19 protein-coding genes and 1 riboswitch are annotated in these 22,437 nt (G+C 66.1%); of the genes, 15 read left to right on the top strand and 4 right to left on the bottom strand.

The window, feature by feature from the left end:
• Window positions 1–131: 131 nt before the first annotated feature.
• The gene (locus N5D20_RS16225) at window positions 132–1,709 is read right to left on the bottom strand and encodes a BCCT family transporter (RefSeq protein ID WP_049412107.1); all 1,578 of its coding nucleotides are present in this window, start codon (window positions 1,707–1,709) and stop codon (window positions 132–134) included.
• A gap of 245 nt (window positions 1,710–1,954) precedes the next feature.
• Window positions 1,955–2,056: riboswitch (TPP riboswitch) on the top strand.
• Window positions 2,057–2,138: 82 nt separating this feature from the next.
• Between N5D20_RS16225 and thiC the strand changes: the two genes are divergently transcribed.
• From thiC to N5D20_RS16195, 6 genes are all read left to right on the top strand, one after another.
• Window positions 2,139–3,983 (top strand): phosphomethylpyrimidine synthase ThiC, encoded by a 1,845-nt coding sequence (gene thiC / locus N5D20_RS16220; RefSeq protein WP_010483982.1) that lies wholly within the window; start codon window positions 2,139–2,141, stop codon window positions 3,981–3,983.
• Between the two features lie 93 nt (window positions 3,984–4,076).
• A complete protein-coding gene (locus N5D20_RS16215) occupies window positions 4,077–4,748 on the top strand; it encodes an ion channel (protein ID WP_032128402.1) in 672 nt (223 codons plus the stop codon).
• Between the two features lie 260 nt (window positions 4,749–5,008).
• On the top strand, window positions 5,009–7,333 hold the full coding sequence (locus N5D20_RS16210; protein ID WP_197579245.1) for a winged helix-turn-helix domain-containing protein: 2,325 nt from the start codon (window positions 5,009–5,011) through the stop codon (window positions 7,331–7,333).
• A gap of 115 nt (window positions 7,334–7,448) precedes the next feature.
• Window positions 7,449–8,348: a helix-turn-helix transcriptional regulator gene (locus N5D20_RS16205; protein WP_010483985.1), complete on the top strand. Its 900-nt coding sequence runs from the start codon at window positions 7,449–7,451 to the stop codon at window positions 8,346–8,348.
• Window positions 8,349–8,397: 49 nt separating this feature from the next.
• On the top strand, window positions 8,398–11,268 hold the full coding sequence (locus N5D20_RS16200) for a TonB-dependent receptor (protein ID WP_049481593.1): 2,871 nt from the start codon (window positions 8,398–8,400) through the stop codon (window positions 11,266–11,268).
• A gap of 170 nt (window positions 11,269–11,438) precedes the next feature.
• On the top strand, window positions 11,439–11,648 hold the full coding sequence (locus N5D20_RS16195; protein WP_197579244.1) for a hypothetical protein: 210 nt from the start codon (window positions 11,439–11,441) through the stop codon (window positions 11,646–11,648).
• 56 nt (window positions 11,649–11,704) lie between these two features.
• On the opposite strand, the gene N5D20_RS16190 is transcribed toward N5D20_RS16195, so the two are convergent.
• Together N5D20_RS16190 and ppa are read right to left on the bottom strand one after the other, a co-directional pair.
• A complete protein-coding gene (locus N5D20_RS16190; RefSeq protein ID WP_197579243.1) occupies window positions 11,705–12,826 on the bottom strand; it encodes an HDOD domain-containing protein in 1,122 nt (373 codons plus the stop codon).
• A gap of 152 nt (window positions 12,827–12,978) precedes the next feature.
• The gene (ppa, locus tag N5D20_RS16185; RefSeq protein ID WP_005410935.1) at window positions 12,979–13,515 is read right to left on the bottom strand and encodes an inorganic diphosphatase; all 537 of its coding nucleotides are present in this window, start codon (window positions 13,513–13,515) and stop codon (window positions 12,979–12,981) included.
• Between the two features lie 183 nt (window positions 13,516–13,698).
• Between ppa and N5D20_RS16180 the strand changes: the two genes are divergently transcribed.
• The 4 genes from N5D20_RS16180 to N5D20_RS16165 all read left to right on the top strand — a co-directional run bounded on the left by N5D20_RS16180 (window position 13,699) and on the right by N5D20_RS16165 (window position 18,932).
• On the top strand, window positions 13,699–14,172 hold the full coding sequence (locus N5D20_RS16180) for a hypothetical protein (protein ID WP_197579242.1): 474 nt from the start codon (window positions 13,699–13,701) through the stop codon (window positions 14,170–14,172).
• 72 nt (window positions 14,173–14,244) lie between these two features.
• Complete coding sequence (locus N5D20_RS16175) at window positions 14,245–14,745, top strand: RNA polymerase sigma factor (RefSeq protein WP_197579241.1); 501 nt, start codon at window positions 14,245–14,247, stop codon at window positions 14,743–14,745.
• Window positions 14,746–14,849: 104 nt separating this feature from the next.
• Window positions 14,850–15,785 carry a FecR domain-containing protein gene (locus tag N5D20_RS16170; RefSeq protein ID WP_197579240.1) on the top strand — a complete coding sequence of 312 codons (936 nt, stop codon included), beginning with the start codon at window positions 14,850–14,852 and terminating at the stop codon, window positions 15,783–15,785.
• Between the two features lie 228 nt (window positions 15,786–16,013).
• Entirely contained in the window at window positions 16,014–18,932 is a 2,919-nt protein-coding gene (locus tag N5D20_RS16165; RefSeq protein ID WP_197579239.1) for a TonB-dependent receptor, read from the top strand.
• Window positions 18,933–19,109: 177 nt separating this feature from the next.
• Here the strand turns inward: N5D20_RS16165 and N5D20_RS16160 are convergent, their stop codons facing one another.
• Window positions 19,110–19,367 (bottom strand): DUF2789 domain-containing protein, encoded by a 258-nt coding sequence (locus tag N5D20_RS16160; RefSeq protein WP_049481910.1) that lies wholly within the window; start codon window positions 19,365–19,367, stop codon window positions 19,110–19,112.
• Window positions 19,368–19,475: 108 nt separating this feature from the next.
• Between N5D20_RS16160 and N5D20_RS16155 the strand changes: the two genes are divergently transcribed.
• The 5 genes from N5D20_RS16155 to N5D20_RS16135 are packed head-to-tail and all read left to right on the top strand — an operon-like array spanning window position 19,476 to window position 22,428.
• Window positions 19,476–20,063, top strand: a complete 588-nt coding sequence (locus N5D20_RS16155) for a biliverdin-producing heme oxygenase (protein ID WP_010483994.1) — start codon at window positions 19,476–19,478, stop codon at window positions 20,061–20,063.
• Window positions 20,064–20,094: 31 nt separating this feature from the next.
• On the top strand, window positions 20,095–20,562 hold the full coding sequence (locus N5D20_RS16150) for a YbaN family protein (protein WP_043400233.1): 468 nt from the start codon (window positions 20,095–20,097) through the stop codon (window positions 20,560–20,562).
• A complete protein-coding gene (gene exbB / locus N5D20_RS16145) occupies window positions 20,549–21,277 on the top strand; it encodes a tonB-system energizer ExbB (RefSeq protein WP_049481602.1) in 729 nt (242 codons plus the stop codon). The genes N5D20_RS16150 and exbB overlap by 14 nt, the downstream gene beginning before the upstream one ends.
• A gap of 9 nt (window positions 21,278–21,286) precedes the next feature.
• A complete protein-coding gene (gene exbD / locus N5D20_RS16140) occupies window positions 21,287–21,712 on the top strand; it encodes a TonB system transport protein ExbD (RefSeq protein WP_043400240.1) in 426 nt (141 codons plus the stop codon).
• The gene (locus N5D20_RS16135; protein ID WP_197579238.1) at window positions 21,709–22,428 is read left to right on the top strand and encodes an energy transducer TonB; all 720 of its coding nucleotides are present in this window, start codon (window positions 21,709–21,711) and stop codon (window positions 22,426–22,428) included. Before exbD ends, N5D20_RS16135 begins: the two co-directional genes overlap by 4 nt.
• Window positions 22,429–22,437: the final 9 nt, after the last annotated feature.

Below are 22,437 nucleotides of genomic sequence, written 5' to 3'. Positions count from 1 at the left end.
AGGATGTACTTGCGGCGTGTCCCGCCATCTGCCCCCTCCCCGCCAAACCAGCAGAAATCCAGAGCCGCTTTTGAAGTTGCTGTTGCCGTTGCCTGAGAAAAGCGGTGCAGCCGCAGGCTGCAAAACAACCCTCAATCCTGATCGTGCGCGCGCGCTGCCTCCGCCTGGGTCTCCTCCTGCGCCGCCATCTCGCGTGCGATCCACGCATCGATCATGTGCCGCTGGCGCTGCGCCTGCCGCCGCTCCCGCGTGTACTCCTGGTCCAGCACCCGGTACAGCGACACCATCACAAGAAGCATCAGCAGCGCGAACGGCAGCGCTGCGATGGTGATCATGCCCTGCAGCGCCTCCAGTCCGCCTGCCAACAGCAAGGAACCCGCCACGAGCGCAATGCCGACACCCCACGCCACTTTGTGCTTGCGCAATGGCTCGCCAGCGTCGTCCGTGGACATGCTGGCCAGTACCAGTACCGCAGAATCAGCCGAGGTCACGAAGAAGATCATCAGCAGCACCAACGCGATGCTCGACAGAAGAAGAGGCAACGGAAGGCTGTCGAACATGGTGAACAGCACTGTCTCGTAGCCGTTGCCCAGCGCCTGCAGCAGGTCGGCCTGGCCGAAGATCTGCATCCAGATGGCGGTGCCGCCGAACACCGAGAACCAGAAGAAACCCAGCAGCGTCGGCGCCAACACCACGCCGATCACGAACTCCCGAACACTGCGGCCTCGCGAGATGCGCGCGATGAACGAGCCCACGAACGGTGCCCAGGAAATCCACCAGGCCCAGTAGAAGATCGTCCAGTCGGCCACCCAGGTGCTGGACGAGAACGGCGACATGCGCAGGCTCATCGTCACCAGCTGATTGAGATAGGAGCCCAGCGTGGTGGTGAAGGTATTGAAGATCGCGCCAGTCGGGCCGAGCACCAGCACCAGTGCCAACAGCAGCGCCGCCAGTGCAAGGTTGAAGTTGGACAGCCATTTCATGCCGCGGCCGACGCCACTGAGCGTGGACGCCATGTACAGAACGAAGGCCATCGCAATGATCGTCAACTGCAGCGGAACGCCCGCCTGCACGCCGAATACGCGTTCCACGCCGGCTGCGATCTGCACCGTGCCGAAGCCCAGTGCTGTAGCCACGCCAATCGCAGTGGCAACGACCGCGGAGATGTTGACCACACGCCCGATCCAGCCACGATGGTGACGGCCGATGATCGGTTGCAGCATGTCACTGACCTGGCCACGGCCGTTGCGGTTGAACTGGAACCAGGCCATTGCCAGGCCGATCAACGCATAGATGGCCCACGGGTGCAGGCCCCAATGGAAGAACACGTAGCGCATGGCAGCACGCGCAGCGTCCATGCTTTCAGGTGCCAGCCCTTCCGGTGGTTTGCTGAAATGCGAAATGGGCTCGGCGGCGCCCCAGAACACCAGGCCGATGCCCATGCCGGCGGCGAACAGCATCGACATCCAGCTGGCCCGCGAAAATTCCGGTTCGGCGTCTTCGCCACCGATGCGCAGGTTGCCGAAGCGGCCGAAGGCCAGGTACATCAGGAATACCAGGGCCAGGAACACGACCAGCAGGTAGAGCCAGCCGATGCCGCGGATGAGTTCGCCGAGGATGCTCTGCACCACGGTATTGAAGGGACCGGGTGCAACACCGGCGAGCAGCACCAGCAGCAGAACCAGTGCAATGGAAACGCGAAACACCATGAAGGGGCTTCTCCGATCAAGGGATTGAGGGGAGCGAGCAGAGCTTGCTGCGAGGGGCCGGCGACATGCAGCACAGACCGGGCAGGGGCCGCGAAGGCGACGAGGAAACACCGGCCGCAGCGGCACGATGCGCGTGCACGTTACTGAATGCGATGTCACGGTTCTGTTAATACAGAAACAGCGGATCCACGCCGTGCGTGGATGGAACAGCCAGGAGCTGCGGTGCGTTCTATGGTCTAATGCGCACCAAGAAGCGGGGGTACCGCGGCCATGTGGCCACGGTTGAGACAGTCCCTTGGAACCTGATCCGGCTCATACCGGCGTAGGGAAGCTTTGCAGTGCAGCCATGCCCGGACTCCGCCCAAGGACCGTCCGGGCGCGGCAGCAGTGCGCCGCCGCTTCGTCCCTGACCTTCCTGGACGATGCCCGATGAACGCACAGCTCTCCGCCCTGCAGCAACAGGCCCAGCAACTCTCCGAATCCGTGACCCGGCCCATTCCCGGCTCGCGCAAGATCCACGTACCCGGTTCACGCCCGGATCTGCAGGTACCGATGCGCGAGATCGCGTTGACCCGCACGCCGACACTGTTCGGCGGCGAAGAGAACGCACCGGTCACGGTCTACGACACGTCCGGCCCGTACACCGATCCGGAGGTGCGCATCGATCTGTCGGCCGGTTTGCCGGAACTGCGCCGCGGCTGGGTGGAAGAGCGCGGTGATACCGAGCAGCTCGAAGGACTGAGTTCTTCGTTCGGCCGCGATCGCGAGCAGGACCCGAAGCTCGATGCGGTGCGCTTTCCCGCGCGCAGCCTGCCACGCCGTGCGCGTGCAGGTGCCAACGTCACCCAGATGCACTACGCGCGCCGTGGCATCATCACGCCGGAGATGGAGTTCGTCGCCATCCGCGAAAACCAGCGCCTGGACGCGATCCGCGATGCCGGCCTGCTGCAGCAGCACCCGGGCGAGGCATTTGGTGCCTCGATCCAGAAGATCATCACACCGGAGTTCGTGCGCGATGAGATCGCACGCGGCCGCGCGGTGCTGCCCAACAACATCAACCACCCGGAAAGCGAGCCGATGATCATCGGCCGCAACTTCCTGACCAAGATCAACGCCAACATCGGCAACAGCGCGGTGTCCTCGGGCATTGCCGAAGAGGTGGAGAAACTGGTGTGGGCGATCCGCTGGGGCGGTGACACGGTGATGGACCTGTCCACCGGCAAGCACATCCATGAGACCCGCGAGTGGATCATCCGCAACTCGCCGGTGGCGATCGGTACCGTGCCGATCTACCAGGCGCTGGAGAAGGTCGACGGCCGCGCCGAAGCACTTACCTGGGAGATCTTCCGTGACACGCTGATCGAGCAGGCCGAGCAGGGCGTGGACTACTTCACCATCCACGCTGGCGTGCTGCTGCGCTACGTGCCACTCACCGCCAAGCGCGTGACCGGCATTGTCAGCCGTGGTGGCTCGATCATGGCCAAGTGGTGCCTGGCGCACCACAAGGAGAATTTCCTCTACACGCATTTCGAAGACATCTGCGAGATCATGAAGGCCTATGACGTGACCTTCTCGCTGGGTGACGGCCTGCGCCCGGGCTGCATCGCCGATGCCAACGACGCCGCGCAGTTCGGTGAGCTGGAAACGCTGGGTGAGCTGACGAAGATCGCCTGGAAGCATGATGTGCAGACCATGATCGAAGGCCCCGGCCATGTGCCGATGCAGCTGATCAAGGAGAACATGGACAAGCAGCTGCGCGAGTGCGGCGAGGCGCCGTTCTATACGCTGGGCCCGCTGACCACCGACATCGCGCCGGGCTACGACCACATCACCAGCGCGATCGGTGCGGCGATGATCGGCTGGTTTGGTACCGCCATGCTCTGCTACGTGACGCCGAAGGAACACCTCGGCCTGCCCAATCGCCAAGACGTGCGTGACGGCATCATGGCCTATCGCATCGCCGCGCATGCGGCCGACCTGGCCAAGGGCCATCCGGGCGCGCAGGTGCGCGACAACGCGCTGAGCAAGGCGCGCTTCGAGTTCCGCTGGGAAGACCAGTTCCATCTTGGCCTGGATCCGGAGAAGGCCAAGGAATTCCATGACGAGACGCTGCCGAAGGATGCGCACAAGCTGGCGCACTTCTGCTCGATGTGCGGTCCGCACTTCTGTTCGATGAAGATCACCCAGGACGTGCGCGACTACGCCGAGGCCGGCATGAAGGAGAAGTCGGCGGAGTTCCGCGCGGCCGGTGCCGAGGTCTACCGCCAGGGGTGATGCGGAAGCGGGGGTGCCGGTCAGCGGCCGGCACTACCGCTCATCGCACCGCTCCCGGCTATCCTCGGCCCACCACCCCGGGGAAAGGACGCCATGCCCGTTGCCATCACCACCCGCTGGCTGGCCATTGCCCGCCGTCATCCTTCGGCCTGGCTGCTGGGTGCCCAGTTGATTGCGGTGCTGCTGTATCCCGCGCTTGATGACACCGCCGGTGGCCGTGCGGCGCTGGGCATGTTCGGCATGGCGGTACTCGGCCTGGCGCTGTGGGTGGTCCAGCGCAGCCCGCTGGGCACCTGGCTGGCGCTGCTGCTGGCCATTCCTTCGGTGGTGTTCTCGCTGGCCGGTGCATTGCTGGATCGCAGTGCGCTGCTGACCACCGCGCAGCTGCTGGAAAGCCTGCTGTACTTCTATACGGCCGGTGCACTCATCGCCTACATGCTCCAGGACCATAAAGTCACCCGCGATGAACTGTTCGCGGCAGGTGCGACATTCACGTTGCTGGCCTGGGCCTTCGCGTTTGCTTTCGCCGTGTGCCAGCAGTGGTATCCGGGCAGTTTCCAGGGCACCGGTGGTGGTGCGCAGCGCACCTGGATGGAACTGCTTTATCTGAGCTTCAGTTTGCTCTCGGGTGTCGGCTTGAGCGACGTCGTGCCGCTGCATCCGCAGGCGCGTGCATTGGTCATGCTGGAGCAGTTTTCAGGCGTGATGTACGTGGCTTTGGTGGTTTCGCGACTGGTCGGATTGACCATGCTGCGGCGCATGTGAAAATGAACGCCAGATAAAAATTTCGCGCCCCGCAGGGCGCGAATGGTGCAGCAAATTATGTGAATGCGTCGGCGAGAGAGAGCCTGGATGTCGACCACGCGATAGGCGAGGTAACCCGCATAGGCTAGTATTCGCCCGCTTCATTGTTTTTGCGGTATGCGCCGATGCTTTGTGCGGAGTCTGGCTTTTTGCTGTTCCCAGGACGGGAGGGTATCGAAGGCAAACGCTGCCCCGGACTTGTCTCTACTGTGTAGCGGAAAATGAACAGCAGTGAAAACCAGCCCCCCGGATTCGATCGGATCCGGATCGGAGAGTGCACTGTCACTCTGTCCTCGCGAGAAGTCGAGGTCGTCGGTGCGCGTCGCCCGCGTCGGCTGACGCCGAAGGCGCTGGGCGTGCTGCGTGTACTGCTGCGCCAGCCCGGGCGTGTTGTCACCCGCGATGAACTGTTTGCGGAAGTCTGGCCGGACACGCTGCCGACCAATGATGTGCTTACCCAGGCCGTCACCCAGCTGCGCAAGGCGTTCAGCAACGACGACGACAACGGCCAGGCCTATATCGAGACCATTGCCAAGACCGGCTATCGCCTGCTGGTGCCGGTGCAGGTACTGGACGATGTCGAGCCGGCGCCGTCCGCAGGAGCCGATGACGAAATCGCGGACCTGCAACCGGTGATGGTCATCGCCGAGGAGAGGCCGGCACACGTGCAGGCATCGCGCCGCCGCTGGCGCCACGTCCGCCGGCGCGTGCTGCTGGTGCTGGGCGTGCTGATGCTGGCCACGGTGGTGGTGCTGGCCGCGCTGCTGCTGCGGCGGGCACCGGCCAGCAGTTCAGCGGTGGATGCGGCCGTGGAGAACGGCACGCGCGTGATCGGCAGCCCGCAGCGCCCCTATCGGTTGATCACCGCAACCAGCGGTTTTGAAACCTATCCCACGCTTTCACCCGATGGTTCGTTGGTGGCCTATGAAGGCGCCAACGAAGACGGGCAAGGGGGTGGGGCGATCAAGGTGCAGACCTCCGGCAACGCGCCAGCGCGGCAGCTGCTGGCTCCGCCGGCCGGCTCGGTTGACCGCTTCCCGAGCTGGTCGCCGGATGGACGCGAGATTGCCTTCGCGCGGTTCAGCAACAACGGCGGCTGCCAGGTGCTGATCGCCAGCGCGACCGGTGGTGCCCTGCGCCAGGCCACGCGGTGCGATGGCACCGAGCTGCTCAGTTTCGACTGGACGCCGGACGGCCGTGGCCTGGTGTTCGGCAGCATGGTGGGGCGCTATGCCCATCGGGGCATCCGCAAGCTCGATCTGGCCAGTGGCCAATGGGAGGCGCTGGACTACGGTGTTGCCGAGGATGACTTCGACTATGCGCCGCGCTACTCGCCTGATGGCAAGTGGCTGGTGTTCGTGCGCAATCCGCAGCTGGGAGACCTGTGGCGCATGCCGGCAGCGGGCGGCACGCCCGAGCAGCTGACCAGCGAGGCCGCTGAACTGCGTGGCTGGGCCTGGTTGCGTGATGGCCGGACGATCGTGTTTGGACGCCGTGTCGACAGTGAAGTGCGCCTGTACTACCTGGACGTCGAGAGCCGCACGCTGCGCGATGCCGGGCTCGACGACGCACAGTGGCCGGCCACTGCACGCCGCGCGGGCATGCTGGCCTTCGTCCACCGGCGCGCGCAGTTCGGCATCTTCAAGGTGCCGATGGAGGACGGCTCGCCGCCGCAGCGCTTGTTTGCGTCCAGCGGCAGGGATGGGCAGCCGATGGCGGCGCCGGATGGACGCCAACTGGTGTTCACGTCCGATCGTTCAGGCAGCTTCGCGCTGTGGTGGGCGGACATGGAGCGCCCCGATTCGCTGCGGCCGATCGAAGGCTTGCGGCCCGAGGCACGTCAGGCACCGGACTGGTCGGCCGACAGCCGGCGGTTGCTGGTGGTGGGGCGCGACGAGCACGGACGCACGGTGGTCTATGAGATCGCCCCACGTGACGAACGCGTCCAGCCGTTGCCTGTCCCGTCGGAGCAGCCGCTGCAGGCACTGTACGGGGCAAGCCCGGACCAGCTGCTGGTGGTCGAGCGCGATGACCAGCAACAGACCCGGCTGAGCCTGTTTGATCGAAGCGTGCAGCCCTGGCGCCGCCTGGCCAGCATCGACGGTGTTTCGCAGGCGCGGTTCGATCGCAGCAGCGGGCGTGTGCTGTTCACCCGCCTGGCCGCAGGAGGCCTGTGGTCGGTGGATGCGGCGTTGGCACCGGCAAGCGTGCAGCAGATCAGCGATGACCGACCCAGCCGGTGGCGGTACCGGGCCTGGACCGTGGCCGGCAACAACGCGATCGGCTACCTCGGTACGTCCACCCGTTGTGGCACGACACTGGTGCTGATCCAGGCCGGGCGCGAGGAACCGGAACGCTGCCTGGATGCGGAACGCCTCAGTGCCGGCAACGGGCTGAGTGCCGGCGCCGATGGGCACACGCTGTTCGTGGCAATGGCGGTCAGCGACGGTGCCGACATCGGCGTGATGCGCTTGCCCGAGCGCTCACCGACGCTGCTTCCGGCGTTCTCCAAGTTGTTGTTGTTCAACGGAAATGGGCCTTCGTAATTTCTTCGTGGCGACCTCGCCGCGAATTCGTGGCGATCTCGTCTGACTTTCCTGACGTGGTGCCGCCTGATTTGGCAAAACGGAGGCCTGTACTAGGCAAACCGTGGTGCCCCCCATGCGTCAACTCTCGCTGGCCGATCGCGGCCAAACCGTCTCTCTGGACCGGTCGCTCGACGATGCTGCGCCGACCTGCCTGGGCGTGGCCCGGCTCGGTAGCCTGCAGACCGCAGGCAGCAGCTTCACTGTGTGGATGCAGGTGCGCGGCAGCTCCTGGGTGGAAGCCAAGGAAGGACGCTTCCGCTTGCGCCAGGGCGAGTGGATCGCCTTCGAGAAAGAGTCGCGGCCGCTGGTGCAGGCAGGCCGCAACGGCTTGTGCGTTGGCCTGAACCTGACTGTCGAAGCGCTGCGCGTGCTGGCCGAGATGGCCGACTGCGGCCTGTACGCCGGGCGTGGCCGCATGAGCCGTGGCGATGCCCGCGTTGCGTTGCGCCTGTGGCGCGATGCGCTGGCCAGTGGCCAGCCGGCACAGGCACTGCGCCCGCTGCTGCTGCATCTGGCGGGCCTGCAGCGTGGGCTGGCCGACAACGTGCAGCGTTGCCCGGGTCGCTCGCGCAGCCGCAAGCGCCAGGTATTCGGCCGCATGCAGCGCGCCCGCCTGTACCTGGAAGGCAACAGCCACCGCGTGGTGCGCATCGGTGAACTGGCCGAGCTGACCAACTTCTCCAGCTGGTATCTCTCCAAGACCTTCCAGAGCCTGTACGAGGAAAGCCCGCAGTCGCTTTCAGCACGTTTGCGCCTGGAAAGGGCGGCCGACCTGCTGCGTGACACCGACATGATGGTTGGCGAGGTCGCTGCGGCCAGTGGCTTCGACAACTGCTGCAGCTTCGCGCGTGCGTTCCGCGCCCGCTACGGCCAGTCGGCATCGCGCTTCAGGGAAAACGGCGGCTTGCTGCCGCCACAATCTGCAAAGTCTCCGGTTGGCTCGCGCAAATACAGCGCTGCAACGCAATCGTAACGTGCTGGGGTGTTTTAACACGCTGCTAACACGTACCTTGGAGAGATAGATGAACGTTCGTAATCCCGCAGTGCGGTTCGGCTTGCTGCCGGCCGGCATCGCGCTGGCGCTGGCGCCGGCCTTTGCTTCGGCTCAGGAAGCAAAGGGCACCACCGACCTGGACCGCATTTCGGTCACCGGCTCGCGCATCCGCGGCGCTGCAGTCGAAACCCAGCAGCCGGTCGTTACCCTCAGCCGTGAGAACCTGGAAAAGCAGGGCTACACCTCGGTTGCTGACGTCCTGCAGAACCTGACCTCGGCCGGTTCCCCGGCCATCTCACGCTCGGAATCGCTGGCTTCCGGCGAAAACGTCGGCGGCTACTACGTCGACATCCGCAACCTGGGTGCCCAGCGCACCCTGGTGCTGATGAATGGCAAGCGCCTGGGCGCTACCACGTCGGGTTATCAGGATCTGAGCCAGATCCCGATGTCGGCCATCGAGCGCATCGAAATCCTGAAGGATGGCGCCTCCGCCATCTACGGTTCGGACGCGATCGCCGCCGTGGTCAACGTGATCACCCGCAAGCGCTTTGACGGTGCTGAAGCCAGTGTCTATGTCGGTCAGTACGGCAAGGGCGACGGCGACACCACCACCTATTCGTTCACCCTCGGCAGCGAAGGTGAGCGTGGTGGCGTGACGCTGGCCGCCGAGTACTCCAAGCAGGATCCGGTGTGGGCCAAGGACCGCTGGTTCAGCCGTGACGGCAACGCCGGCCCGAACTACCCGGGTTCGGGCGCCAGCCCGATCAACCAGAAGGGTGGCTTCTGCGACCCGTGCGTGACCCCCGACCTGAAGAAGGGTGAGCCCGGTTACATCGGTCCGAACGACCAGCGCTGGTACACCCTGCGTGATGGTGGCGACCCGACCAAGCGTGGCGACTACCGTCTGGAAACCAGTGCTGACGCCGTCAATGCCAACGAGCAGATGATGGTGCAGACCGGCATCGAGCGTAAGTCGCTGTACGTCAACGGCAACTACGACTTCACCGACTCGATCGCGTTCAATGCGGACGTGATCTACAACGAGCGCACCACCAACCAGCAGATCGCCGGTTACCCGTACCAGTCGGCCTCGTTCGATACCCCGCTGTCGAAGGACAGCGCGTTCAACCCGACCGATCAGGACCTGACCTTCCGTCGCCGTCTGTGGGAAATGCCGCGTACCACCGAAAGCAAGCTGAAGACCCTGCGCTTCGCGCCGAGCGTCAGTGGCTTCTTCGAGTTCGCTGGCAGGACCTTCGACTGGGACGTCGGCGCGCTGTGGAACCGCAACGAATCGACCAAGACCGGTCACGGCGACATGAGCCTGATCGCCTCGCGCCAGGCGCTGGGCGCTTCGTTCGTTGGTGCGGACGGCGTGGCCCGTTGCGGCACCAGCATGGCTGACCCGCTGGCCACCAGCAACTGCCGTCCGTGGAACCCGCTGCTGCCGTACGGCGTTGCAGGCAATGGCTCGCTGTCCGACCCGGCTGCCCAGGCCTTCCTGTTCCCGTACTTCACCGATACCGGTCTGACCAAGACCACCAGCTTCACCGCCAACCTGTCCGGTTCGATCGTGACCCTGCCGGCTGGTGATCTGGGCTTCGCCGTGGGCGTGGAGCACCGCAAGGAAGAAGGCCGCTTCTCGCCGGACGCCTTCGCACAGTCGGGTGAGTCCACCGGTCTGGGCAAGCAGACCACCCAAGGTGACTACTCGCTGGATGAAGTCTATCTGGAGCTGAACGTGCCGGTCCTCGCCGACATGCCGTTCGCCAAAGAGCTGACCCTGAATGCTGCGACCCGTTACTCGGATTACAGCAACTTCGGCAACACCCTGAACTCCAAGTTCGGCTTCACCTGGCGTCCGCTGGACGAGCTGCTGGTCCGTGGCACCTGGGCTGAAGGCTTCCGTGCCCCGACCATCGACGATCTGTACGGTGGCCTGAGCAGCAGCTTCGAGTCCTACACCGATCCTTGCGGCGTCACCGCTCCGGGCTCGGTCAATGGCAACGGTGCCTGCTCCTCGCGTGGCGTGCCGGTGGGTTACACGCAGCTGGGCCAGGGTCTTGTTCCCTGCACCTCGACCCCGTGCGCTACCCCGGACCAGTTCATTTCCGGTTCCAACTCCGCGCTGAAGCCGGAAACCTCCAAGAGCACCACCGTGGGTGTGGTGTGGAGCCCGCGTTGGGTACAGGGCCTGGACATCTCGCTGGACTGGTACAAGTACGAAATCAGCGACATGATCATCGCCGACAGCGTCGATCGTATCCTGCGCGACTGCTACGTGCTGGGTGATTCGGCCCGTTGCGCCGGTCACACGCGTGCTGGCGATGGCCACATCTCCGCGATGACCTACGGTCTGGCCAACCTGGGCCAGATGGAGACCCAGGGCTACGATCTGGGTATCAAGTACCGCCTGCCGGAACTGGCGATCGGTCAGTTCAACATCGACTGGCAGACCAGCTACCTGTCCAAGTACGACGAGCAGGGCCAGAATGCTGATGGCAACAACATCACCATCGGCCGTGTCGGCGAAGCCGGCCTGTTCCGTCTGCGCTCGAACGTGGGTGTTACCTGGTCGAAGGGTGACTTCGGCGTGTCCTACATGGCGCGTTACTACTCGGGCATGAACGAAGCCTGCGTGGCCAACCGTCCCTGCGACGTCGCCGACCGTTATCAGAACGGCGAGAAGTCCCCGCTGCGCAAGACGGGCTCGAACACCTTCCACGACCTGCAGGTCAGCTGGAAGGCGCCGTGGGATGCCACGATCGCCCTGGGTGCCAACAACGTGTTCGACCACAAGGGTCCGATCATGTTCACCCAGCCGAACTCGAGCTTCGCCTACTACGGTGGCTTCGACGTCGGTCGCTTCCTGTACATGAAGTACACCCAGCGCTTCTGATAGTTCGAAGTGCGATAGCAGTACCAGGAGGGCGGACCGCAAGGTCCGCCCTCTTTCTTTGTAGGGGAATTCCGAAATATCTTGGAAGGTGAGGGAAGTCACGTTCCCGTCGTGTCGTAATCAACACGGTTGCTGGGTCCACTTGCTGACACTTGCACATGGAGAGAGCGATGAAGAGCACGCTGTTGCACAAACTGTCTGCTGCTGCACTGATCTATGCAACATTGGTGGGTGCGGTGTTCGCCCAGACCGGTGGCGTCTGTGGGGGCGGGCTGTACTGCGAGGAGCTGCTTCAGGAATGCCTGGCTGCAGGCAAGTCGAAGGTCCTGTGCGATCTGCAGTATCGCCACTGCGTGCAGGATGCCTGCGGCGCGCGCTGATGCAAAAAAAGGCGCGCCCTTGGGCGCGCCTTCGAGGTTCTTCCTGCGTTGACGGCTCAGACCGCGCTGGGCACCAGTCCCATCAACGCATTGGCATGCTCGCGCCACTGCGGCAGCCTGTTGAGTACACCCGCGCGTTGCAGGTAGTCCTCGTCCACCGGATCGCCATTGACCAGTGCCAGTGCCACGTGCACCGCGCCGGTCACCCAGAAGCTGCGCGTATTGGCACGCTGCGGCTGCAGATGGAACGCGACCGCTTCGATGATCGGCATCGGCAGGCCCCACAGGCCGAGCAGATAGGCACCGGCTTCGGCGTGGCCCGGGCGGGTGTCACCGGCCAGCGACGGTTCGCTGCGCTCGTTGTGCACGCCGGGCAGCAGCAGGCCGATGTCGGCAAGCAGCGCGGCGGTCGCGCCCAGTTCGGCGCTGGATTCGGGCAGCAGGCGTGCCGCCAGGCGCGAGGCAAGCAGGGCGCGCTGCTGTAGTGAATTGCGCTCGGCCGTGGACAGTGTCGGTGCCGAGAACACCTCGCTGGCCAGTACCAGATCGCGCAGCGTCGACAGGCCGAGGCGGGTCACGGCGGTGCGCAGGTCGGCGATGGTGCGGCCCTGGCTGAAGAACGCCGAGTTCGACAGCTGCAGCACCTTGGCCGCGATCGCCGGATCAGCGGCCACCAGCTTGGCGACGTCGGCGCTGTCGGCGTCGTCGTCATGTTCCAGTGCCTGGGTCAGGCTCAGGTACAGGTGCGGCGGCGACGGCAGCTTCTCGATACGGCCGATGGCGTCGCGCAGGCGAGGGCTGTCCAGCACTTCGCGCAGCTCTTCCAGGCTGGTCAGCGCTTCCAGCAACACTTCCGGTGCCAGCGGCAACGGCAGGAAGCGGTGGGCCACGCCGATCAGGCGTGCCGGCGGCGGCCGGTTGCCGTGCTGGGCGTCCACCAGCGCAATGCGGATGGTTTCCGGGCGCAAGGTCCGGATCTGGCCCAGCAGCGTGGTGGCATTGAGATCCGGCAGCTGCGGGCAGACAATCACCGCATCCACACCCTGCGTGGCCACCGCGGTCATCGCGGTCTGGCCATCAGTGGCGGTCAGCGGCTGCCAGTCTTCCCCAAGATCGGCAATGAATTCGGTCAGCTCAGCCGGCAGGCTGGCTGCATCCCCAACAAGCAGAATACGCACGACACATTCCCCTGGCTGTCTCGACGATGGATGTCGACGACGTGTGAAGTGACGCAATTTACCTAATACGGCGGCAGGAGTGATGTGCCGTCGTCATGAAACGTGACCCGCATCGCTCCGGCGGGGTGCCGCCGGAGCGATCCGGTTCAGGCTCAGGCCTTGCTGTCGAGATGGCGCTGGTGCGCCTCGATCAGGATCTGCTTGGCCTCAGCGGCGCCGCCCCAACCGTCGAGCTTGACCCACTTGCCCTTTTCCAGGTCCTTGTAGTGCTCGAAGAAGTGGCCGATGCGCTCCAGCCAGTGGCTGGACACCTGGGCGATGTCTTCGACGTGGGCGTAGCCACTGAAGATCTTCGACACCGGCACGGCCAGGATCTTCTCGTCGCTGCCCGCCTCATCGCTCATCTTCAGCACGCCGACCGGACGGCAGCGCACGACCGAGCCCGGCACCAGCGGCAGCGGCAGCACCACCAGCACGTCGGCCGGATCGCCGTCGCCGCACAGGGTGCTCGGCACGTAGCCGTAGTTGCAGGGGTAGCGCATCGGGGTGGACAGGATGCGGTCGACGAAGATCGCGCCGGTTTCCTTGTCCACTTCGTACTTCACCGGCTCCGAGTCCTTCGGGATCTCGATGATGACGTTGATTTCTTCCGGCGGGTTCTTGCCGGGCGAGACGAGTTCCAGACCCATGGTGTGCTCCAGGTGGGGGATATAGACGGATAGCCCCCCATTTTATGCCTTTGCCGGGCGCTGTGCAGGGGCGGGGGCTGACGGCAGGGCGCGGAAGGCACCGACCCGGCGGGCCGGGGTTGACCGATGGGGCCGGGCGGCGTGCGCGCGCAGGCTGGATGCACCTACCCGAGGAGTTCCCGCATGAAGCCATCCACCCTGTCACTCGGCCTGTTCTGCGCGCTGCTGATCGCGCCCGCCGCCCAGGCCTTTCCCTACGTGGACCTGATCGACTACCCGCACCAGGAAGCCAACTGGGACCGCTTCTTTGCCCTGGAAGGCCGGTTGCAGCATGGCTTCGACAGGATCTGCGGCGACACCTTCTGCGAGGGCGAGTACAGCGACATCCGGGCGCTGCGCCTGCGGTGTTCAGTGGATGCGGTGCGCGGCACGGTGCGTGAGTGCCTCTGGGCATTTGCCGCCAGTGACCTGGCCGTGTCGCGGAACGACGGTGCGATCGTGGCCCGGCAACCGACCTGGCTATGCCGGCTGCCGCTGGTGCCTGGCACCCCGGTTGAGGACTTCCATGCGGCGCTGGCGGCCCGTAATCCGCTGCATGATCCGTTGCCCGGCACGTCGGAGAGCGTCTATGACGGGCTGACCGGCTGCATCCACTGATGCGAACGTGACTGATTCTCATTAACGGAGTAGCATGCGCGGCGCCTTCCGTCTGTCGTCCTGGTTCCGCGCATGTCCTCCAATGCCGCCTCCCTTACCGAACTGCTGATCCGTGAGCGGCCGGCACTGCTGCGCCGGGTGCAGCGCATCCTCGGCGGAGACAATGGTGCCGAGGATGTGATCCAGGCGGTGTGGTTCAAGGCCCGAGGGGTCGACGACAGCCTGGCCATCGACAACCCGCGGGCCTATCTGTACCGGCTGGCCGCCAACCTGGCCACCGACCACGGCCGCGAATCGACCCGACGCAACCGCCTGCTGGCCGACCACTACCTGTGGGGGCCGGACGAGGTCATCTCGACCGAGGAACAGGCCATGGCCCAGGACGAGCTGCAGCGTGTGCTCGACGCGGCGGGGCACCTGCCGGAGCCGACCCGCACCATCTTCCGGCTCAACCGCCTGCAGGGCCTGACCCAGGCCGAGATCGCCCGCCGTCTCGGGGTGTCGGTGACGACCGTCGAGAACCATGTGCGCACCGCCCTGCAGCGCCTGGCCTGGGCACGCAGCGGCCGATGATCGCCCCGGCTTGGGGCTGGCCCTCGCTGAAACGTCTTGATCACTGGACCGTGGATGCGGTCTAGTTCCTCCGCCCGCGCTTGAATGCGCCTGTCCGCCAGCCGATGAGCCCGCCGAACACGCTGCCCGCCGCCAATGACGATGCCCTGGCCGAACAGGCCCGGGGCTGGATCGCGTGGCTGGCCTCGGGTGACATCGGCGAGGGGCGCATGCACGAGTTCGAGCGCTGGCTGGCACAACCGGGGCACCGACGCGCCTTCGAACAGGAGCGCGCGCTGTGGCGCAGTGTCGGGCCACGCCTGCAGGTCCGGCCCGCCGAACGCCCGCGGCTGCATCGAATGCGCTGGGCAATGGCCGCTGCAGCCGCGCTGGCGATGCTGGTGGCGTGGCCGGAGGCTTGGTTGCGGCTGCAGGCCGACCATCGCAGCACGCACGTCGTGCAGAACGTGCAGCTGCCCGATGGCAGCCGCGCAGTACTGGATGCGGACAGCGCGATTGCCGTGCGCTTCAATGCACATGCACGCGAGATCGAGCTGCTGCGTGGGCGTGCCTGGTTCGAGGTCAGCCCGGATGCGCAGCGACGTTTCAGCGTGCGTGCGGGCAACGGCGTGATCGAGGACATCTCGACCGCGTTCACCGTCGCGCGCGGCGATGACCAGGTTGAAACCCAGGTCGGGCAGGGCAGGGTGCGCGTGGCCAGCCCGGCCGACGGTGGCTGGACCTATCTGCAGGTGGGCCAGCGTGCGGTCTATGGCGAGCACAGTGGCGTGACGCGCCTGCAGGACGTGGCCGCCGACAGTGTCGGCGCGTGGCGACAGGGCGAGCTGCTGCTGGAGCAGGCCAGCGTCGCCGACGCCGTGCAATGGGTGGGGCGTTACCGCGCCGGCCCGACCTTCGTGCGCGGCGATCTGTCGCGACTACCCGCGGTGAGTGCCGCATTGCGCATCGATCGCCCGGAGCAGGCGCTGGATGCACTGGCGGCAACAGCAGGTCTGCAGGTCACCCGCCTGCCGCTCGGCGTCGCCATCATTCACCAGTAGATCCACGCCCTGCGTGGATGAAGGTCCCAGTGTGCCGACCAACGGTCGGCACCCACCACGACCACCGGCCGGTCGGCACCTGCCGCGACCGCAAATCGCTCTTGGGGTTGCCGCGCGCCCAACCGTCTTACCCCGCGAACGTACCCGCCGCCGCCACGTACGTCGCCGTGTCCGCCTGTGTTGCGGATGACGCCGCGCCTGCGGCACCGATTACCTGACAGGTTCCCCATGTTCGACTCCCACCGCCCGGGCCGCGTGCTGCGCCCGTCCCGCCTGTGCATCGCATTGCTGGCCGCCGGCCTGGCCAGCGCCGCACCGTCCGTGCTGGCACAGAGCGCCACCGGCAACCACGCTGCCGTGCAGCGCTTCGACATTCCGGCGCAGCCGCTGGATGAAGCGCTGCGCAGCTATATGCGCCAGTCCGGCGTGCAGGTCGTGTATCCGGCCACCCTGGCCCAGGGCGTAACCTCGCGTGCGGTCAAGGGCAGCCTGCCGGCCAACGAGGCGCTGCAGCAGCTGTTGCAGGGCAGTGGCCTGGCGGTGCGCCGGGTCAGCGCAGATGCAGTCACTCTGGAAGCGGCGACGCCGGTGCAGGCCGACAGCGGTGTGATCGTCACCGACACGCTCAGCGTGGCCGGCGATCGCGTCGACAGTGACGCGACCAGCGATGAGGCGGGCCTGCTCGACAGCTATCGCAGCGTCGGTTCCACCACTACGCTCAACCGCACGCACCTGGAGCGCTTCCGCGGCACCTCCAATGGCGACATCATCAAGGGCGTGGCCGGCGTCACCGCTGGCGATCCGCGCGTGGGCAACGGCTTCGACGTCAACATCCGCGGCATCCAGGGCCAGGGCCGCGTGCCGGTGATCATCGATGGCGGCCAGTCCAGCATGGATACCTACCGCGGCTATGCCGGCCAATCACAGCGCACCTACCTCGACCCGGACCTGATCTCCACCCTGACCATCACCAAGGGCCCGAGCCTGCAGGCCAACGCCTCCGGTGGCATCGGCGGCGTGGTCGAGATGGAGACGCTGAAGATCGGTGACGTGCTGCGCGAAGGCCGCGACTTCGGCGTGCGCGTGCGTGGCGGCCTGGCCAACGCCAGCGCCAACAACCTGCCGTCCTACAGCGCCGCGCCGCGTTCCGACCGCAGCGCCACCGGCAGCCAGTTCTTCAACGTGGCCGCAGCCGGTCATTGGGACCGCTTCGATCTGGTCGCCGCCTATGCTTACCGCGACAACGGCAACTATTTCTCCGGCAAGCACGGTTACGACGACTTCCCGCAGACCCGGCGCACGCTGGCGCCGCTGAACCCGCCGCGTACCGAGGTCTTCAATACCTCGGCGCGCTCGAAGTCGGCGCTGCTCAAGGGCACCTGGCGCATCGACGACGCGCAGACCCTCGAGGCCGGCTACCGCCGCTATGAAGGCACCGCCGGTGAGATCATGGCCTCGCAGATCATCCGTGTGGATCGTGATCGCATTCCGCAGTGGGACCCCGGCCATGTCGACATGGACAGCTACAACCTGCGCTACCGCTTCAATCCGGACAGCGATCTGGTCGAGCTGCGTGTCAACGCTACATACACCGATACCGACAGCGTGATGTACAACAGCCTGACCGGCATCACCCCGTGGTACTTCGACCGCCGCACCGAGTGGTACGACGCGCCGAGCTTCAGTGGTGACCCCGGCTACAAGGATGCCTATCGCAACCCGCTGCGGCAGAAGCGCTTCGGCCTGGATGCCAGCAATACCTCCAGGTTCGACACCCGCGCCGGTGCGTTCACGCTCGACTACGGCCTGTCCTACAGCGACGAAGACATCGCGCCGGGCAGTTCGGGGCCGGTCATGCACGACGATCTGGTCAACAACCGCTTCCTGCGCAACGCCGAGCGCAAGGAATACAGTGCCGTGGCCTCGCTGAAGTGGCAGCCCGATGAGCATTGGGAACTGCTGGCCGGCGGACGCTGGAACCGCGTGGATGTGCATGACCGCAACCGCCTGGCCACGCCCGATGCCTATGAGGTGCAGGGCCAGTACCGCTATACCGAACTGCTCAATGGCAACCCGGCGCTGCCGTCGTGGCGGGCCAAGCGCATCGCGCTGCTGAACTGGTATCCGGATGCCAACGGCAACTTCACCCAGGAGTCGCTGCTGGCCTCACCGTACAAGAAGGGCACGGTGGGCGACATCGGTGGCTGGAACTTCTACGACGCCGGCAAGGCGCAGGACCTGGAAGTGCCGGTCAGCTGGACCTGGTCGCAGCCGATCCGCCGTCGTGACACCGCGTTCTCGCCGACCGCCAGCGTGGCCTATCGCTTCAGCGAAGACACCATGGTCTACGTAAAGTACGCCGAAGGCACCAAGCTGCCGAGCCTGTTCGAGACCACGCTGGGCCTGTTCACCGCCGCCAAGCCGGTGGGCGAGCTGAAGCCGGAGCGTGCGCGCAGCTGGGAAATCGGTGCCAGCACCATCCGCTACGACCTGTTCACCGCCGGCGACCGCCTGGCGCTGAAGCTGGCGTACTTCGATACCCGCATCGACGACCTGATCACCCGTGACTATCGCACGCTGTCGGCGGGCCTGATCCGCAACGTCGACCAGTTCAAGGTCTCGGGCATGGAGTTCCAGTCCAGCTATGACAGCGGCAAGGTGTTTGCCGATCTTTCCGCGCACTACTACTTCAAGGCCAAGACCTGCGCGCCGGACATCGCCGCAGAGCGCCGCGCCTATGGTGCACAGCGCAAGAACGATGAACTGGCCAACACGCCCAACTGCGTGGACGGCGGCTTCGAGGGTTCGTACACCAATACACAGAATCCGCCGCGCTACATGGTCAACCTGACCCTGGGCTCGCGCCTGTTCGACGAGCGCCTGACCTTCGGCACCCGCGTGGTCCACAACGCCGGCCCGATCAGCAAGCTGGACAAGGACTGGAACGTGGGCCTGTCGGCGATCCAGCAGCTGTACCGGCCAACCACGCTGGTGGACCTGTTTGCCAGCTGGAGCTTCAACGACCAGTTGTCGGTGGAAGCGGGCGTGGACAACCTGACCGACCGCTACTACCTGGACCCGCTGGCGCTGGGCGTGATGCCGGCACCGGGCCGCACCGCGCGGCTGGCGTTGACCTGGAAGTATTGATCGGTCGCGGATGGGCGGTGGGGTTGGATCCCTTTCCTGAGGAAAGGGCTCTGACCCATCGGGCTCCGACCGCCCTCGGTGGGTGCGGGCCTTGGTCCGCACCGCCTTTGCAGTGCGGAAGACTTCGCACCGCTTCCGCCGTGCGATCGCCAGCGCCGGGCCATGCCCGGCGTCTGTTTACAGCCCGGTCGAAGCCTTCACCGCATCTTCGTGCAGTGACTCGTTCAGCTCATCCACCACCGTGCTCCATGCCGCATCGGCCTGCAGCGATTCGGACAGAAACTGGCGCTGGGCATCGTTCCAGTAGGGCGCCTCGACCACTTCAACGTCGGTGGGCAGCTGGTGCTCGCGGATGAAACGGGCGATGGCCTCGGCGCTGGCGTCCAGGCCCAGCTGCAGGAACAGGTTGGTCATGCGCGGTTCGGTGGTGATCATCATCGGTTCCTGCTGGAAGAAGGGATGGTCCATTATCGGTGCACACGGCCTTGGGGAAAGCCCCGCGGCGAACGTCTACAGCACGACGACCCCCTTGGCATTCCCCCCATGAACGCACACATCGCTCCCGAAGACAGCCGCAGCCTGCGGCTCAAGGCCGCCACCCGCGACAGCCACGGTGCCCTGGACAAGCGCATCATGGCCGGCGACATCTTCGCCGACCGCAGCAATTTCGCCCGTTTCCTGCGCGTGCAGTATCGCTTCCACCGCAGCATTGATGCGCTGTATGCCAACCCTGCGCTCGACGCACTGCTGCCCGATCTCGGTGAGCGCCGCCGCCTGACCCAGGTCGCGCGCGACCTGCAGGACCTGGAGCAGACCCTGCCAGGATCGGACATCGACGCGCTGCCCGCGGACCTGGCGCTGCCGGCCGCCCTTGGCTGGCTGTACGTAGCCGAAGGCTCCAACCTCGGCGGCACCATCCTGTACAAGATGGCCGCCAAGCTCGGGCTGGACCGTGACTTCGGCGCCCGCCACCTGGCCGCGCATCCGGATGGCGCGGCGCGCCACTGGCGTGAGTTCACCGCCGCGCTGGACGCGGTGCCGCTGAGTGCCGAGCAGGAGCAGCAGGTGATCGACGCAGCCGATGCCGCATTCCGCAGCGTGCATGGCCACGTCGAAGTGGAATTCGCCTGATGCACGGCGCGCGCCCACAGGCGCAACGCTGATGCGCTGGCTCTGGTTCGCGCTGGGCTGGCTGATGGTCGGCCTCGGGGTGATCGGCGCGTTGCTGCCGGTGATGCCGACCACCATCTTCCTGATCCTGGCCGTCGGCTGCTTTGCGCGCAGCTCGCCGAAGTTCGAGCAGCGCCTGCTGGCGCATCCGCGCTACGGCCCGTCACTGCGGCTGTGGCGTGAGCAGGGGGCGGTGTCGCGCAAGGGCAAGGCGTTCGCCAGTGCCGGCATGGCGGTGGGCTTTGCCCTGTTCTGTTGGGGCGCGCACCCGTCGTGGCGCTTGTTGTTGGGCGTGGGCCTGTTCTTCGCGGTCAGCGCCGGCTACGTGCTCAGTCGACCTGCACCGCGGCTGGAGCCCAATCCGGTCGTGGAAGTGGACGACGCCAATGATCCGCGCGCGGCCCGTCGTCGCGCAGCGACCTCTGATGCTGATGGAAACCGAGACGATGCTGCCTGCTGACCTGGCCCCTGTGGCCGCCCCTGCACTGACCCCGTGGGGCATGTACCTGGCCGCCGACGTGGTGGTGAAAGCCGTGATGATCGCGCTGGCATTGGCGTCGCTGGCCACCTGGACCGTGCTGCTGGCAAAGGGCTGGGAGCTGGCTCGCCAGGCCCGGCAGCTGCGGGCGGCGCGCGCGCTGTTGCTGCAGGCGCCGAGCCTGCCCGGCGAGAGCGCTGACGCCAATGTGCAGCAGGGCATCGCAGGGGCGATGCTGGATGCGGCCCGTACCGAACTGCGCCTGTCGCAGGATCTGGAAGGGCGCGACGGCATCAAGGAACGCATTGCATCGCGCCTGGACCGTATCGAGCTGGAGACCGCGCGCGTGCAGCGGCGCGGCATCGGTGTGCTCGCCAGCATCGGCGCGGTGGCGCCCTTTGTCGGCCTGTTCGGAACGGTGTGGGGCATCATGAACAGTTTCATCGGCATCGCGCACAGCAACACCACCAACCTGGCGGTAGTTGCGCCCGGCATCGCCGAGGCCCTGCTGGCGACGGCACTCGGCCTGGTCGCGGCGATTCCCGCAGTGCTGGTCTACAACCACTTCAGCCGTGTGCTGGCCGGCCTGCGGGGGCTGCTTGGTGATCTGTCGGCCGCCGTTCAGCAGCTGGTCTCGCGCGATCTTGATCGTGCTGTGCCGCGTAGCGCAGCGACGCCGCTGCGCGCGGTGCACTGAGGCCCGGCGATGGCGATCAGGACCGCGTCCGACCGCGACGACACGCCGGAAGAAGCGCACGAGATCAATGTCACGCCCTTCATCGACGTGATGCTGGTGCTGTTGATCATCTTCATGGTGGCCGCACCGCTGGCCACCGTATCAGTGCCGGTGCAGCTGCCGGCCAGCAGCGCCAGGGCCACGCCGCCGGACCAGGCACCGGTGTATGTGACCGTGCAGGCCGATCTGTCGCTGCGTGTTGGCGAACAGTCCGTGGCGCGTGACGGGCTGGCCGCTGCATTGCAGGCGGCCACCCACGGCGACACCGCGCAGCGCATCTACCTGCGCGCCGATACCCACGTGCCCTACGGCGAACTGATGGCGACGCTGGATGCATTGCGTGCGGCCGGTTACCTGAAGGTGGCGCTGGTTGGCCTGGAGCAGGGCGCACGATGAGTGGACTGCGGCGCTGGGCGACCAGCCTGGCGATCGTGCTGCTGGTGCATGCGCTGCTGATCGTTGCGGCCTGCTGGTGGGCGACGCGTGCACCGGTGCTGGCTGCGACGGCGCCGCCCGCCGCGCTGATGCTGGAACTTGCGCCGATGGCACAGGCACCGCCGGTGCCGCCGCGCGAGGTGGCAACCGGGCCCCTGCAGCAGCAACAGCAGCGACAGGCGCCGAAGCCGGCCCTGCGCGAGCAACCCAAGGCACCGGTGCAGCCACAGGGTGACCTGCCGCCGCCGCGCACACCGGAGCCGATGCCCTCGCCGGACACCGCTGACGCCAACGTTGCGCAGACCAGCGCACCGCCGCAGGTGGCGGCCGACGCGGCCGCACGCTACACCGCACCGCAGACCACGGCCGGCGAACGCAGTCGCGCCGAGGCAACCTGGGAAGGGCGCCTGCTCGGGCATCTGCAGAAGCATCGGCGCTATCCGCGCCAGGCCGAGCGGCTGCGTCAGCAGGGTGTGGTCTACGTGCGCTTCGCAGTAGCCCGCGATGGCGCGGTCTCAGGTTTGAAACTGGGCCGCAGCAGTGGCTTCGCGCTGCTCGACCAGGAGACGCTGGACACCGTGCAGCGGGCCAGCCCGGTACCGGCGCCGCCAGCCGAAGTGGCCGGCGACCCGGTGGAAGTGATGGTGCCGGTGTCCTTCTTCCTGCGCGGGCGGTGACCGACCCCG

It is taken from the genome of Stenotrophomonas sp. GD03877 (assembly GCF_029840555.1).
GTDB lineage: Bacteria > Pseudomonadota > Gammaproteobacteria > Xanthomonadales > Xanthomonadaceae > Stenotrophomonas > Stenotrophomonas geniculata.
The sequence above is the reverse complement of the archived record's forward strand: the minus strand, read 5'-3'. Positions and strand labels throughout refer to the sequence as shown.